Source organism: Metabacillus sp. YM-086 (assembly GCF_048059995.1).
Taxonomy (GTDB): domain Bacteria; phylum Bacillota; class Bacilli; order Bacillales; family Bacillaceae; genus Metabacillus; species Metabacillus litoralis_B.
The window spans coordinates 26,651-41,989 of sequence record NZ_JBLUOI010000002.1 but is presented as its reverse complement, the minus strand read 5'-3'; the positions used below and the strand labels follow the sequence as shown (position 1 = coordinate 41,989).

The window sequence follows — 15,339 nt, the reverse complement described above, 5'->3', positions numbered from 1 at the left end:
CTTTACTTCCCTTGCTTTCCTTGTTTAGAGTTACGGTTGGCACCCTTCATCGGATCCTGATCATCGTTAATTTCTGCAAATTCAGTATCAGGTAGGCTTTCTGTAGGGGTAAAATTATGTTTTGTAGCTTGATTTCTAAACGCTTTTCTTTTCACAACAAATCACCTCATATTTTAAACTTTTAACTAAGCCTTGTTAGGATGTTACTTGTTTACTTTTACCTGAACTTCTCATTTCTATCATAGGTAGAAAACGGAAAATGCGCTTAAAGACAATTCCTTCTATCTTTTCGGGCAACATATTACAAAAACAATGATAAGGGGTGACGATATTTGAAAAAGCAAAAAGATGAAAACTTCACAATAAACGAAACACTACCACATCAGATAAATGCTCCTTCTTGGAAAGGAACTGGGATAAAAATGAAAAAACCTTTTATTAACGAGTATGGCGTTACAATTGGAGATAGCTTTTATAACTCAACACAATCACCTTTAAACCATTGGAGTGACGATATTGATCCAGCGATTATGTCTGGTGATCAATGGGTTCATCCGACAAACGACATTGGTTGGAACACTTCTGAGAATAGAGATTTAATTGAAGCTAAAAAAGACCTCAAGGAGTTCCTTTTACACATCCTGATAAAGATGTAAGCTATAACAATGATTAGCAATAAAGGGAACTCAAAAAGGATTGATGCCCAATGCATCAATCCTTCGCAATTTATCCGATGATTACTCGCTCTTTTGGATAATGATAATTTGCTTTTCTTTCCTTTGTTCCTAAAAGATACAAAAACGTAAGTATACCTATTCTTCCGATAAACATTAAGATCATAATAACAATTTTACCAATTGAGCTTAATTCAGGTGTAATTCCCATCGATAGCCCTGTTGTTCCAAATGCTGAACAAACTTCAAATAATATTTCTATAAATTCAAACTGCTCTGTAATCGCTAATATAACGAGGGCAAAAAAACATATTAGAAATGCCATCATTGTCACTACGACTGACTTCATTAAATCTTCCTCATAAAGCTCCCTTTTAAAAATCTTAATTGACTTATTTCCTCTAGCAAAATGAAAAAGAAATAAAAGATTTAAAGCAAATGTTGTCGTTCGAATTCCGCCTCCAACTGAGCTTGGAGATGCACCAATAAACATTAACGCACACATAACTAAAATGGTTGTATCTGTAAACATACTAACGTCCATTGTTGCTAAACCACCACTTCTGGTTGCTGTTGATTGAAATAGAGAGTAAAAAAACGTTTCATGCCATTCTTTTCCTTTAAAAAAATAAGAATACTCAAGAGCAGCAATTGTAATTGTTCCCACTAAAATTAAGGCAAAAAAGGTTATGGAAGTTATTTTGGTAAACAACGTAAAACGGAATCGTTGACTTTTATTAAAAAGGAAATCTTTCACTTCAATTAATACCGGAAAACCAATAGCACCTAAAATAATTAAAATCATCACAATAAACTGAATAAAATAATCATCAGCATAAGGAATTAAAGATTGACCAGTAATGTCAAAGCCACCATTGGTTGTTGCACTAATTGAAGTAAAAAATCCATGCAGATATGCTTCCTGCCATGTTGGATAGTATTTTAAGAAATAAGTTCCTAAAATTAATGCTCCAATTAACTCAATAATAAGAATGAGTACAATAATTTGACGAATTAAATTTACGATACCAGATAAGTTGCTTTGATTTTGGTCAGTCATGATTAGCTGGCGTTCTTTTAACCCTATTTTCTTACCCACAATAAGCCATACAAATGTACCTAGTGTCATAATGCCTATCCCGCCAAATTGTAAAACAAAGGCTAATATAAAAATACCAGGTACACTAAATGTATCTGCTGTAGACATTACAGTTAATCCTGTTACACTAACTGCACTAACAGCAGTAAAAAGCCGGTCGATAAAAGCAAACTCCACACCAGGCTTATGCGCCACAGGCAAACTTAATAAAAGTACAGAAACTGTAACAGCTAAAAAGTAATATGAAACAATTAATTGTACCGGGGTTAAAGACTGTATTCGAAATTTTAATTTATTCATTCATTATTCATTCCTATCCTGCAAAAACAATTTCCTATATAAAAAACTAAGTCCTATAATCATAAAGAAAAAAAGATAAAATGAAAAGTGCTTTATTAGAAAATCTCGGCTTATCTTGAAGCACTAATGACAAAGCATTTGTTTTTCATATATTTATCCATAAAAACAACTACATTCAGATAGTAAAAAAAGAATGACAATGGTGCTTTCCATTGTCATTCTTTTTTTCATTTATTTAGCTTCTAATCGACTTATACGATCATCAAGATCAGGATGTGTAGAGAATAAGGACATCCCTTTTTTACTATTTATTTTTAAAGTTGATAAAGATGCTTGGTCGTCTCTAACTCGTTGAGTATAATGTTTTAAAGATCTTAACGCGTGTATCATTTTATCCTTGCCCGCTAAGTCTGCTCCACCACGGTCAGCATGATATTCACGATATCTTGAGAATGCGAACACAACCAGGCTTCCCAAAATGGAGAAGACAATCTGGAAAATGATCACTGCAATAAAATGAACAATCGGTGCCAAGTCTTCTCGGACAAAACGAGAGGCTACCCATGCAGCAATACGTGCAAAGAATACAACGAACGTATTGACAATTCCTTGTAGTAACGTCATTGTAACCATATCACCGTTGGCGATGTGTGCCACCTCATGTGCTAATACACCTTCAATTGCATCATCATCCATTTCCTGGAGAAGTCCAGTTGATACAGCTACCAAAGAACGTCGCTTTGAAGGTCCAGTCGCAAAAGCATTTACTTCAGGTGATTGGTAAATACCAACTTGAGGCATCTTTGTTAAACCAGCAGCTCGAGACAATCGATACACTCTTTCAACAAGATCTCTTTCATAAGGTGATAGTTGGCCATCAGGATTAATTACTTTGACACCCATCATCATTTTAGCCATCCATCTAGAAATTGCAAGAGAAACGAATGAACCTGTAAAACCTACCACAGCACTAAAAATTAAAAGGCTAACCAAATCCAAATTGCCATTTACATTTTGATAGGGAGAAACGTTAAAGAGTGATAAAACAATTCCAATCGTTGTAATGACTAGAATATTTGATAAAAGAAATAGAAAAATTCTTTTAGCCATAAATACCTCCAAATAATTTCAAGTTCACATGAACTTATACTATAATAAAATTATAGAAACTTTTATGTGTAAAAGCAAGAAACTATTTACACTTTACAAATTGTTCACTAATTTGTTACATACTTAACATCGAGGTATGTCCAAAGGTTTCCTTAATGAAATCAAATTATACTTTCCGATGAGACCACTAAAAAGAGGTGTCAAAATGACTATACAATTAACACGAAAAGAAATGACAGCATTATTATATTCACTTAAAGGCGAGTCCAAACAACCTCCTTTACTTATTATAGAAAAAGCAATAAACTTTACTTCACTTAGTGACATAAATATTCCCGCTTTTTTAATAAAAGCTAGTAAACGACGAAATTTACAGGAGTTTGGCTTGTCTACAAATGAAATTGTGTCCCTAGCAAACTTATGTGAATTAACATCTTTAAAATCAACTTCCATTCAAAACTGGATTAAAAGAGATGTAAAAGAATTAATCGGGCCTCCTGAACTTGGTAAAAAATATTCAATTGACCAAGCAGCTATGCTATTGATTGTAAAAGATTTAAAATATGTATTTGATTTCGAAAAAATTCGTAAGGTCCTTACAGAAGTTTTTAACACCCTTTCAGATCGAAGCGATGATTTAATCAGTCCGATTATGTTTTATGAAATGTACGGAACAATTCTTGAGAAACTAGAAAAACTCCCATTTAGAGGTCAAACACTGGAGCAACAAATAGTAGAAGAAGTAAATGCAATACCAAAGAAATTTAGTGAACTTACTGAAAGTCAGTGGAAAACGATCGAACGAATTCTTGTCACAACTGTTTTAGCAGTAATAGCTTCTCATTTGCAAACAAGAGCACAAGTATATTTGAATGAAAGCTATATACCTATAAAGTAGTTATCGAGTTAGTCTAAACTTTTCCAGTATAGAAACTAACAATGAATGATACCTTATGAGTAAGGCTGAAAAATCGATTACTTTATCAGCTAAAGAACAATCATCTAAAGGAGTGTTCCAAATGGCTAGAAGCAGCAATAAGTTACTTGTACCAGGGATTGAGCAAGCTCTGGATCAAATTAAATATGAAATTGCAAATGAATTTGGTGTAAACCTAGGTTCAGATACAGTTTCCCGTGCAAACGGATCTGTTGGTGGCGAAATTACTAAACGTTTAGTTGCACAAGCACAATCACAACTAAACGGACAAAGAACTGAATAATATGGCAAAGAGGCTGGTCCATTTGGATCAGCCTCTCTAATCATCATCGCGGTTGTTGTTTCTTTTTCTTTCTTCACGATCATCTCGATCTCTATCTTTATTCGAACTCCATCTTTTATTCCGATCATCATCATCATCATTATCATGATTTCTATTTTTTCTGTCTTTTCGATTATCACGATCATCGTCATCTTGGTTATGTCGATTGTTGTTTTTCTGTTTTTGTTTATCACGATTATTGTTATTTACTTGATTGCCTTTATTTTGCTTTTGTTCGTTTTCCTGCCCTCTTAGCTCATTTTTCACTTCATTTAACTCTTCTTTTGCTTTTGAATTTAGCTCATTTTTTGTTTGTTGATTTTCTTCAACTGTTGTTGAAGTTTCCTGTTTTACTGGATCAGTAGTTGTTGTATCTTCTTTTTCTTGAATTGAAGGAGTATTGTTTTGTTCTACTGGTGTTGTCTCTTTCTCCTTAACTGGTTTTACCTCTTTTTCAGTTAATTCAATATATTTACCAGTCGAAACCCCTTGTTTTTGAGCTTTTTCTCTAGTTTCCTGATCAGCTTCAATTGTTTTAACAATCATCTGGTCTTCTTCATAAGAAGAACGAATTTTACTAATATCCTCTTGAAGCTCATTTTGCGCCTTTTTATCTTCTTCATTTACCACTGTGGTTATAACAATTTCCTTACCAGGATAAACGTACCCTTCTAATTTACATTCACCAACGATCCGATCAACAATCTCATTAAAAGGTTTATTCTCCCAATCCGAAACCTTTTCCATTAGCTTGTTAGCCTCATCATTTAGTGGTTCTAAAGAAATCACATTTAGTTGATCATCAACACCAACTTCAAAACTAGGGTTTATATCAATAGACATATAGGCATATACCTGATCATTTTGAAAAAATGGAAGAAAACTGATCATAAAAAATATGATAGCAATTGCTGATATAGCCCCTGCCTTAGCCATACGAGTACTAAAATAGCTGAAGATGTGATTTCTTTTTCTCTTTCTGATAACTTCTTCACGTTTATCCGCTACAGGAAAAAAAGATATTTCTTCACCTAATTCATAGACACCTTCATTATTCTTAGCTTTTAAAAATTGCCCATCCGGGGTGAGCAACGTAACAAAGTCATCACTATATTCTACGACGACTCCCTTTTTCATGAATCTAGCACCCCTTTAATATAATCTTTTAAATAGACGAAATTCCCTGAAAGGATGATGGCCATTGCAATGATGTATTTTCTGTTTCTCTCAATTGTTTTTCGGCTTACTGCTACTTTGGCTTCTAGTTGCTTAACCGGAAGCTGTTTTTTAGTAAAAAGGTGATGTCGTAGGTCATCATCCTTTACGACTTCCTTTGCAACCATGATGGCATTTTGACGTGCATCAAAATGCTTTGGTGATTGATCTAAAATTTCAGCAAAGGTTAAATTAAAATCGTTTAAACAGTGTTGGAAAAATATGATCTCTTCTTTACGATGCTCTTGCTCAATTGCCTTCGTGTACTCATCAATTGATAAATCTGATTCTATTTTACTTTGAGAATATTCTCCTTCTTCATGCTCCTGCAAATCTAAGTTAACTGTGTAAGGATTACGCGCTTCCTTCCGAATGTAATCAATCACTTTTCTTTTAATAACTAATTCTGCAAATGCTAACAGAGAGCTTCCTTTATCTGTAGAATATTTTTCAATAGCATCATTAAACGCAATCAAACCTATACTAAATTCATCATCATTTTCACTAATATATCTTTTACAAACGGATGATACTGTTTTAGCAACAAATGGCTTATATTGTTCAATTAATTCATTTTGTAATTGAAGGTCTCCCTTTTGAATTAGGAGAACCGTTTCTTCTAATGTTCGCTTCTTCTTACCTAGTCTAAACAAAAGGCTAAGCATGGCGGTTCACCTCTGTTTCCCCTATATTACTTTGTCTATAATAGCTAAATTACAGAGGGACCGCAAAGGAAGATATATGAAACTATCTTTCTAAATTTCTACAAAAGAAAGTCAATTGTTACAAAATAAATTACTTTAGACCTATTGATATTAAATTATAGTATAAAATACATTTTAGCAGATCATATACACTTTTTTGAGAGAAATCGCTAATTTCCAATAAATTACACACATGTTTCATTTGATGCAATGCGGTTTCACCTAATCCTCCTTAGCTTTTTTTCGTTTCAATACATAGTTTCGAACCCTTATTTCATCTTAAGGGTGTAGAAATTAAATTTTATCGTTTTTTTTCATTTTAGGGATTTTAGACCTATAATTTGTTACACATTTGACATATTGAACAATTTTTTTTGACGTACCCACAACAGGCTTTTATTCAATTACCTAATATTATTTACCCTTGTTAATAAAAAAGACCCTTGCCAATGGCGGCAAAGGTCTTTCTGAGACGAATTCCAATCATGCAAAAAAAGCAGTTGGATTTTAAAGTCAACCTATTTTAATTTTTTTTTGATGTTGTTTTATGTTCTGCACTATAAGTTTTCTTTCTTTTACGAGTAATTAGTTTATAAGCAACAAATATAACGAGAACTGCTATACCGGCAGGAAGGATATATTGGTTTGCAAGCTCACCTACGTTCTTCCAATTTTCGCCTAGCTTTAATCCAAGATAAACATAAATAAAAGTAATCGGCAGCATTGCAACAAACGTATAGATAGAGAAAATCCAAACATTCATCTTTGCCATACCACATGGAATGGAGATCAACGTTCTTACTCCAGGTAGAAATCTTGCTGTAAAAGCAACCATTGCACCATTTCTCTCAAAAAATTCATCTGCTTTAGCAAGCTTTTCTTCATTAATGAAAAAGTATTTTCCAAACTTAAGGATAAATGGTCTTCCACCATATCTTCCAACTGCATAAAGAGTCAATGGACCGAACGTTCCACCTATTGTACCTGCAAGAACAGTCCCCCATAATGTCATATCACCTTCATAAACCCAATAACCAGCAAGAGGTAGTACTAACTCCGCTGGTACAAATTCAAATGTTAATGCCAGCATAATTCCAAAATAAGAAAGTTCTTTAAACTGTTCAAGCATAGAAAGAATTAATTCTTCCACTATATCACCTATTTTCCAATAAGTTGTTCTACAAGCTTATATATTACACATATTCATGTATACAGACAAGCATTGTTTTAATGGGGGGGTATGAAAATGGATTGGCTTCAGGCAATCATCTTAGGAATTATCCAAGGTTTAACTGAATTTATTCCAATTAGTAGTACGGGGCATTTATATTTAGGTCGCAATTTCTTTGGACTAGAAGAAGCGGGGTTGTATTTAGACACCATGCTCCATCTTGGTACACTTATCGCGTTAGTTGTTTTTTATAAAGATATTTTACTAAAACTAATTAAAAACCCTTTTAGCCGTATTACTGCTCTTCTAGTTATTGGAACAATCCCTGCTGTTATTGCTGGTGTCTTGTTCAGTGACTATTTTGATAGCATTTCAAAATCAGGCGTTACAATCGGATGGGAATTTCTGGTAACGGGTGCTTTCTTATGGTTTGCCGATTCCATTAAAAATGGAGCAAAAAAAGTAGAAGACATTTCTCTTTTTGATTCTTTTTTTATTGGAAGCTTTCAAGCATTTGCGATTTTTCCAGCCATATCTCGGTCTGGAATGACCATAGTTGGAGCGCTAATGCGAAAAATGGACAAAGAAGCAGCGGCTTACTTTTCCTTCCTACTGTCTATTCCAGCCATTTGTGGAGGAGTTATTTTCCAATTAAAGGATATGGTATCTGGAAATGTCCCACAAATAAGCTTAACATCCATGTTTATCGCAACACTTGCTTCTGCTATCTTTGGCTATATTGCGGTAAAGTTTATGATTTCATTTGTAAAGAACAAGTCGTTAAAATTATTTGCTGTTTATGTTTGGATTCTCGGAGTAGTTATTATTGCGCTTCAGCAAATGGGGACATTTTAACTTTGAGCAGGACTTTTCTGCTCTTTTTTTAATTGGTAGCTATTTCTACTTATGAAAACACTGTATAAAACTGAAGCTAAGTACTAAATAAACATTTTGACGAAGGCAGGGATCATAGATGCACACAATGTGGAAAGGTTCAATAAGCTTCGGGCTCGTTAATATTCCTATAAAGCTTTATGCAGCTACTGAAGACAAGGATATTAAACTTAGAACTCTTCATAAAAAATGTCACTCTCCAATTCAATATGAAAAAACATGTCCAAATTGTGATGAAGAAGTTACTCCAGATGAGATTGTAAAGGGATATGAATATGTTAAGGGAAAATATGTTGTTCTAACTGAGGAAGAATTAAAAGAATTGAAAGATGAGCATGAAGATAAAACAGTTGAGATTATTGATTTTGTTAGTATCAATGACATAGATCCTATTTATTTTAATCGCTCTTACTTTATTGGTCCTGGAGAAAACGGTGGAAAAGCATACGGTCTCCTTCGTGAAGCATTAACAAAGTCCGGAAAAATTGGAATTGCTGAAATTACAATTCGTTCAAAACAGCAATTAGCAATGGTTCGAGTTTATGAAAATTGCATTGTTATGGAAACTGTTCACTATCCTGATGAAGTAAGAAATGTTAAAGAAGTACCGAGTGTTCCCGAGCAAGTTGAAGTTGGCGAAAAAGAACTTGAAACTGCCATCATGCTGATTGATCAACTAACAACAACATTTGAACCAGAAAAATACAAAGATGATTACCGTTTAGCACTTCAAGAACTAATTGAACGTAAGGTAAATCAAAACGAAGGAAAAACTCCTGCAGAAGCAGCTCCTAGACAAAATGTAGTTGACTTAATGAGCGCCCTTCAGGCTAGTATTGAAAAAACAAAGAAACCACAACCAAAACCAAAACCCGCGAAGCAAGCAAAAGCTGCTGGAGAGAATCTTACTACTACACCTACTGCACCAACCAATGCTGCTACAGCTGAAAAGAAAACAAAAACAGTACGTAAAAAAGCTTAAATATTCTAAAAAAGGGAGTCTTTATAAGATTCTTTTTTCTCTATATTCAGCTAGAAAATACCTTCCAAGTGTAGGATCTCTTCTTTATTGAAAAAAAGTCTGATGAAATTTCATCAGACTTTTCCTTTAGTATCAATATACATTTTACTATTCTTAGCTTTTACATTTAAACAATTTAGTTATTCTTCTTATGATCTTTTTGTTTTTTATTTGATTTACCTGGAGTAAATTCTGCCAAAATAGCTGTTCCACCTTGATCTTTTGAAGGCAATTCTATCGTTATTTCTTGGTTTTTAGTAACTTTGTATTTTTTACCACTGTAAAGATCTGTTAACTTTGTTTTTGGAGCAAAGTCCACTTTAAAAGTCGCTTGTTTCTTTTCTGATGTTGTATTAAGGCCAACTAATAATTGTTCATCAGCATATTCTCTTGAGAAAACAATGTATTTATCAGAGTCTCCACCTGCAACTTTTTCTCTCGTACCCTTTGAGAAGACTTTTGAAAAATCTTTACGAATATTTAGAAGTTTTGAGTAATGTTCATGTAGAGCCATTGCTTCTGGGTCTTTATCTTCATAGAGATCCCATGGCATATCACCTCTATTTTGACCAAATGCCACTACATTTCCTTCCGTATCTTTTTCCCAATCCGATTTCCCAGATCGCCCCAGTTCTTCGCCATAGTAAATAACAGGTTGACCTTTCGATGTAATTTGTAGAGCAGATGCAACCTTCAGCTTCCCAACATCTCCATTCACGTACTCCGTTAAGAAACCATTCTGGTCATGACTGCTTAGAAATTGCCCAAGTGTTGCTGTGTTTGAAAGTTGACTATTTCTGTCTTGTAAATATGTTTCAACACCATCAATGGAACCATCTACAAAAGATTTTGCTTTTTCTTTAAAATCAAAATCTAATAGTGAATCCATTTGACCAGTTCCTAAGTATCCGCCATCATTAGTGATGCTTGCTCCCCAATATTCTCCAATCATTTTAAATTCAGGATCAAGAGAAGTTAGATCATTTTTCAATGCTTGCCATGTTGCATCCTCTACATGTTTTACTGTATCAATGCGGAAGAAGTCAATTGTATCTCCTCGTTTCGTTTTCGCTTTTTCAAGCCAAGCTGTTTGCCAGTCTATGATTTGTTGGCGCACTGCAGGATCTTCTGTTTTAAAATCTGGTAAATGATCTAGTTCACCACGTACTGTTGGGTCCTCATCAACTGTTCGAAGCATACCGCCAAATTCAGCCAACTCTTCTTCAGTTGGCAGATTCTCAGAATCTGCTTTCCAAGTTTCCCATACTTCCCCATCCATACCATATCCTGCATGGTTTACAACCACATCTAGCATAATTTTTATTCCACGATCATGTGCTTTTTCGATGAGTTTTTGGAAAGTTTTCATATCACCTAAATGCTCATCTAACGTTGTAAAATCCTTTGCCCAGTATCCGTGGTAACCATACTGTTTTGCTTCAAGCCCTTCTGTTGTGTTGAAATCTAAGCCTTTATTGAAGTCAATATTATCAACAATTGGTGTAATCCAGATTGTATTAATACCAAGGTCTTCAATATAGTCTAGCTTGTCAATGATCCCTTGGAAGTCACCACCATGATATGCCTCTGAGTGTGTTGGATCATACTCTACTCCGCCGTTATTAGATGAATCACCATCTTTAAAACGGTCTGTTAACATAAAATAAATTCGTGCCTCATCCCAATCAAAGTCTAGCTTATCGCCTACAACTTGTTCTGGCTTGATCGTTACTATCACTGATTTTTTGTGTGTATTTCCGAACTCATCAACAACACTGATAACAATTTCCTTATCTCCAGCTGTCACCGATTCGTTAGCACCTATTGAAACAGCACCTACTGTTGGATCAATTTCAACCTTGCTCTTTCCACCTAATGCTGACAAATCAGCCGTAATTTCTTTTATGCTAACTTGATCCTCAGATGTAACATTTACTTTTAAAACAGTATTTTCATCATATGTGATTTCAGAAGGTGAAACCTTCGTTTCAATGTTTAAGTTTGGAAGAGTATAAGTAATGGTTGATTTGCCATTTTTCGTGTTCTTTGGATCAGTTACTTCTTTGGTTTCACCGTCTTTAGTCACTAAAAAGGAATATTCATGTGAACCTTCCTCTAAATTCTCTAATTTATAAGTAAAAAACTCATTTTGTCCACTATATTCCATTCGATATTCTTGACCATTAACTTTTACCTTCACATCATCAATCGTATGCATTTCATCATTTTGGAAAAGTTCTTCATCTCTATAATAGAACGTAACATTTCCATCTTGTAAATCAGGACCTTTCACAGTTGGTACAACTGTTTGACCCGCAACACCTGTCACAACGGTTACCTTTGTTATTATATCATCACGATTAATCGTCACGTTGTGGTCATCACTATCAGGTGAAACCTTAGCTGTGTTCCAATCCGTTCCTTTTCTTACTAAGAATCCAATCGACTCTGTTTCAGGGGCAATTTCAACATTTGCTATAGCTGTATCACCTTCAATTGTTTCAAAGTCAATTTGGTCGTTTTTCACACCTGTATTCCAAACCCACAAGTTCCAAGCACCAAAGTCACCAGTGAAGTCTCCGTCAGGTCTCACATACTTAATACGCACATAGCGTTTAACATTCTCCTGCACCTTTATATCAAAAGTTGCTTGTGCAGCTCCAGAAGTAACTGTAATAACAACATTACCGGGTTTGATTCCTGTCACCTTTCCGCTATTGTCAACCGTTGCAATCGTTTTGTCAGAGGATGACCATGTTACTTTTGAATCTAATAAATCTTGATTAAATTGATCCTTCACCTGAGCTGATAGTTGTGTTGAATATGTTGCAAACACTGAGTCATTCCCAACAATTGAAATTGTATCTGGTACAAGTGTTTCAACCGTAACTTCAATTGTTGCTTGAATTTCTCCCGCTTTTACGGTAATAATAGCAGCTCCTTCTGCTACACCATCAACTCGACCATTACTGACTGTTGCAACTGCTTCATTTGAAGAAGTCCATGTTAAGTCTTCCCCTAACATAACACGACCGTTTTGATCCTTCACATAAGCACTAACACCTTTTGTTTCACCGGGATTAATAGCAAATGCATCAGGCTTTATTTCAATACTTGTCGGCACAGGTGTGTATTCTGCTTCTTTTTGATCATAAAGAACCATCATAGAAAGACCTTCAACAGTTACTGTGTCTGAATGAACTGTACGAATTGTTTCAGTACCAGCTGATGTATGGTCAACCACAATATTCCAATTCCCGTTTACAGGTAAAGCTACCTCCTTTGCCGTTTTATTTGCATTATAAATAACAACGATATTTTTCCATGTATCATTATTTGCGTGATCTTTTAGTTGATATGCCACAACATTTTCATTCTGCTTTAATACTTGTAAATGTGATTTTACATCTTCCTTCGAATCCATTTTAAAAGCAGCATGTTTTTTTCGTAGGTCAATTAGTCCCTTGTAGTAATTAAAAACAGATTGATAGTCGTTCTTTAATTCCCAACGAATCTTATTGATACTGTCAGGGCTTTTATAGCTGTTATGAACACCATATTTACTTCTAAGCATTTCTTCTCCAGCATGAAGAAATGGGATGCCTTGTGATGTTAATACAATTCCATTTGCTAAAAGACTACGTTTTACCCATTCATTCGTTAAAGCATCTTCCTCTGTAATAACTGCATGAGGATCATATTGACCTGACTCATGGTCTGTATCAGTACCAGCCACTCTCATTAATTTATCCCATAGGTTCAAGTTATCATGTGCAGTTACATATGTGATGCTCTCTTGAGGTTTGCTTGTAAACTGGTCAATTGCCGCTTTTACACCTTCAACAATGTCCCCCTCTTTTCCAGAAGCACCTGTTGCAAAGCCAGTTCCAGCTCCATCACTATCACCTTTAATAGCTCCACGAATATTATCATTGAAAACAGCATAGCCTTGATCTTTTTGAGAGCCTTTAACGTGCTGCATAGAAGAAGGAAGACTAGTTGACCCACCTGTCCATGGCTCTCCATAAATTAACACATTAGGATCCACTTTGCTTTGTAGTTCTTTCGTTAATTCCTGCATTGTTTTTTGATCGATGAGGCCCATTAAATCAAATCGGAACCCATCAATTCCAAATTCAGTCGCCCAATATTGCACAGAATCCTTAATATACTTACGGACCATTGGTCGTTCAGAGGCTACTTCATTACCTGTACCAGATCCATTTGTAATATTCCCAGCATCATCGGTACGATAATAATAACCGGGAACAATAAGATCAAAAGGTGAGCTTCCTTCAAGCTGTGTTGATTCATTCATATAGGTGTGATTGTAGACAACATCTGCTATAACACGTATCCCATTATCATGTAAGGATTGAACCATTCTCTTGTATTCTTTAATTCTACTAGTCGGGTCCATAGGATCACTAGAATACGAGCCTTCAGGTACATTAAAGTGAATTGGATCATAACCCCAGTTAAACTTAACATCCGAAGAATTTGGGTCGTTGACCGTTAATTCATTCACTGAACCAAAGTCATAAGTTGGTAATAAGTGAACATAGTTAACACCTAATTCTCTTAGAGAATCCACTCCTGTTTTGACACCGTTAGTACCTGTTGTACCTGTCTCGGTAAAAGCTAAGTATTTCCCTTTATTCTCCATACCTGATTGCTCATCGATTGAAAAATCTCTTACATGGAGTTCATAGATAATGGCATCAGCAGGAGAAACTACTGCAGGTTTATCTGCAGGGTCAAAACCTGTAGGATTAGTACTGTCTAAGTCTACAATCGCAGCTCTTTGTCCATTAGCAGAAGTAGAACGTGCATATGGATCAACAGCATAATGAGAAGTTCCATCAGCGAATTCGAGTTTGTACATATAGTATTTATTCTTCAAGTCTTCATCAACTGTTATTGACCAAACACCATTGTCCGCTCTCGTCATGAGCTTTTCTGAACCGCCTGTATGGTCAGTAACAAAAGGACCTTCATACGTACCTGCTTCTTCATAGATTGCTAGACTGACTTTTGATGCAGTTGGTGCCCAAAGTTTAAAAGTTGTACTACTAGAAGAATACGTATAGCCTAAATCATTTCCGGCATAAAAAAAGCTGTCATCATTTAATACGTTACGCATTACTACCTTTTCACCCTCAGAATCACCTAATGATACTTTATAGACTTTTCTTACATCTACACTTAATTCATCAGTGAGAGTCAATTTGACTTTCTTATCATCCACTTTTGTTACAGTTGTTTCTATCACCTTATTTTCAGCAACATCCGTTAAAACAAATTTCTGCTCACCAAAGTTCTTGTTTGTTGTAACAAGAATCTCACTAAGTGAGTCCATTAAAGCTGATTGAACCTTTACAGGCTCTAATGACTCAATTGTAAAGGCTGAATTGCCGTTCGCTGTATTTGGATTAAGTGGATCAGTACTGTTTTCATCCCAGTTGCGATTATTAAAAAGAAACTTATACTCATAATCTCCTGGCTCCAGGTCTGAAATAACGGTCGAAAAGACCCCATTTTCTAACGTCATTTCAACAGCAGTTGTTACATCCCATCCATTAAAACTGCCAATAACAAATACCGATGATTCGTCTGTCTGATTGTAATGAAATGTTACACTGCCATCTTCTCCAATGACAGGACTAATTACCTGTGCGCTAGCGTTTGCATAAGGAAAAAGACCTGAAAACAGCTGTAAAAACAAAATAAACACAACTAAATACGTTAATGACCTTCTTTTCATTACGTTCAAATTTCTTTACCTCCCCTAATTTTCGTCACTATTTGCGGAAACGTTTGCACAAAAAGTAAAAATAATAAAGATTTCATAATTTCAGAAATCCTTTAAATGCAAGCGTTTTCACGTTAATA

11 protein-coding genes and 1 pseudogene are annotated in these 15,339 nt (G+C 35.0%); 5 read left to right on the top strand and 7 right to left on the bottom strand.

The features are described from left to right. Positions 1–2: 2 nt before the first annotated feature. On the bottom strand, positions 3–155 hold the full coding sequence (locus ACEWK1_RS01110; protein ID WP_162987275.1) for a hypothetical protein: 153 nt from the start codon (positions 153–155) through the stop codon (positions 3–5). A 177-nt stretch (positions 156–332) separates the two neighbouring features. On the opposite strand from ACEWK1_RS01110, the pseudogene ACEWK1_RS01105 reads away from it, so the two are divergent. Further along, positions 333–673 (top strand): annotated as a pseudogene (locus tag ACEWK1_RS01105) (DUF3905 domain-containing protein). A gap of 53 nt (positions 674–726) precedes the next feature. Here the strand turns inward: ACEWK1_RS01105 and ACEWK1_RS01100 are convergent. Then, complete coding sequence (locus ACEWK1_RS01100) at positions 727–2,073, bottom strand: TrkH family potassium uptake protein (RefSeq protein ID WP_121661097.1); 1,347 nt, start codon at positions 2,071–2,073, stop codon at positions 727–729. Between the two features lie 231 nt (positions 2,074–2,304). Further along, a complete protein-coding gene (gene htpX / locus ACEWK1_RS01095; protein WP_121661096.1) occupies positions 2,305–3,183 on the bottom strand; it encodes a protease HtpX in 879 nt (292 codons plus the stop codon). Positions 3,184–3,388: 205 nt separating this feature from the next. On the opposite strand from htpX, the gene ACEWK1_RS01090 reads away from it, so the two are divergent. Together ACEWK1_RS01090 and ACEWK1_RS01085 are read left to right on the top strand one after the other, a co-directional pair. Continuing rightward, on the top strand, positions 3,389–4,081 hold the full coding sequence (locus ACEWK1_RS01090) for a DUF1836 domain-containing protein (RefSeq protein WP_212137423.1): 693 nt from the start codon (positions 3,389–3,391) through the stop codon (positions 4,079–4,081). 121 nt (positions 4,082–4,202) lie between these two features. Beyond that, positions 4,203–4,403, top strand: a complete 201-nt coding sequence (locus tag ACEWK1_RS01085; RefSeq protein WP_098797753.1) for an alpha/beta-type small acid-soluble spore protein — start codon at positions 4,203–4,205, stop codon at positions 4,401–4,403. Between the two features lie 36 nt (positions 4,404–4,439). Here the strand turns inward: ACEWK1_RS01085 and ACEWK1_RS01080 are convergent, their stop codons facing one another. From ACEWK1_RS01080 to ACEWK1_RS01070, 3 genes are all read right to left on the bottom strand, one after another. Further along, positions 4,440–5,579 carry an anti-sigma factor domain-containing protein gene (locus ACEWK1_RS01080; protein ID WP_121661094.1) on the bottom strand — a complete coding sequence of 380 codons (1,140 nt, stop codon included), beginning with the start codon at positions 5,577–5,579 and terminating at the stop codon, positions 4,440–4,442. After that, the gene (gene sigI, locus ACEWK1_RS01075; RefSeq protein ID WP_098797751.1) at positions 5,576–6,322 is read right to left on the bottom strand and encodes an RNA polymerase sigma factor SigI; all 747 of its coding nucleotides are present in this window, start codon (positions 6,320–6,322) and stop codon (positions 5,576–5,578) included. The genes ACEWK1_RS01080 and sigI overlap by 4 nt, the downstream gene beginning before the upstream one ends. 562 nt (positions 6,323–6,884) lie before the next feature. Further along, the gene (locus tag ACEWK1_RS01070) at positions 6,885–7,490 is read right to left on the bottom strand and encodes a DedA family protein (RefSeq protein ID WP_121664914.1); all 606 of its coding nucleotides are present in this window, start codon (positions 7,488–7,490) and stop codon (positions 6,885–6,887) included. A gap of 117 nt (positions 7,491–7,607) precedes the next feature. Between ACEWK1_RS01070 and ACEWK1_RS01065 the strand changes: the two genes are divergently transcribed. Then, positions 7,608–8,387, top strand: coding sequence for an undecaprenyl-diphosphate phosphatase (locus ACEWK1_RS01065; protein ID WP_212137421.1), 780 nt, complete (start codon positions 7,608–7,610; stop codon positions 8,385–8,387). Positions 8,388–8,505: 118 nt separating this feature from the next. After that, the gene (locus tag ACEWK1_RS01060; protein WP_121661092.1) at positions 8,506–9,408 is read left to right on the top strand and encodes a Ku protein; all 903 of its coding nucleotides are present in this window, start codon (positions 8,506–8,508) and stop codon (positions 9,406–9,408) included. A 175-nt stretch (positions 9,409–9,583) separates the two neighbouring features. Here ACEWK1_RS01060 and pulA read toward each other — a convergent pair whose 3' ends face one another. Further along, positions 9,584–15,211 carry a type I pullulanase gene (pulA, locus tag ACEWK1_RS01055; RefSeq protein ID WP_232273954.1) on the bottom strand — a complete coding sequence of 1,876 codons (5,628 nt, stop codon included), beginning with the start codon at positions 15,209–15,211 and terminating at the stop codon, positions 9,584–9,586. Positions 15,212–15,339: the final 128 nt, after the last annotated feature.

Bases quoted from the DNA above. Each gene is read 5' to 3' on its own strand.
- ACEWK1_RS01070 (WP_121664914.1), bottom strand. From the start codon at position 7,490: ATGCTTGAACAGTTTAAAGAACTTTCTTATTTTGGAATTATGCTGGCA.
- sigI (WP_098797751.1), bottom strand. From the start codon at position 6,322: ATGCTTAGCCTTTTGTTTAGACTAGGTAAGAAGAAGCGAACATTAGAA.
- ACEWK1_RS01090 (WP_212137423.1), top strand. From the start codon at position 3,389: ATGACTATACAATTAACACGAAAAGAAATGACAGCATTATTATATTCA.
- ACEWK1_RS01085 (WP_098797753.1), top strand. From the start codon at position 4,203: ATGGCTAGAAGCAGCAATAAGTTACTTGTACCAGGGATTGAGCAAGCT.
- ACEWK1_RS01100 (WP_121661097.1), bottom strand. From the start codon at position 2,073: ATGAATAAATTAAAATTTCGAATACAGTCTTTAACCCCGGTACAATTA.
- ACEWK1_RS01060 (WP_121661092.1), top strand. From the start codon at position 8,506: ATGCACACAATGTGGAAAGGTTCAATAAGCTTCGGGCTCGTTAATATT.
- htpX (WP_121661096.1), bottom strand. From the start codon at position 3,183: ATGGCTAAAAGAATTTTTCTATTTCTTTTATCAAATATTCTAGTCATT.
- pulA (WP_232273954.1), bottom strand. From the start codon at position 15,211: ATGAAAAGAAGGTCATTAACGTATTTAGTTGTGTTTATTTTGTTTTTA.
- ACEWK1_RS01080 (WP_121661094.1), bottom strand. From the start codon at position 5,579: ATGAAAAAGGGAGTCGTCGTAGAATATAGTGATGACTTTGTTACGTTG.
- ACEWK1_RS01065 (WP_212137421.1), top strand. From the start codon at position 7,608: ATGGATTGGCTTCAGGCAATCATCTTAGGAATTATCCAAGGTTTAACT.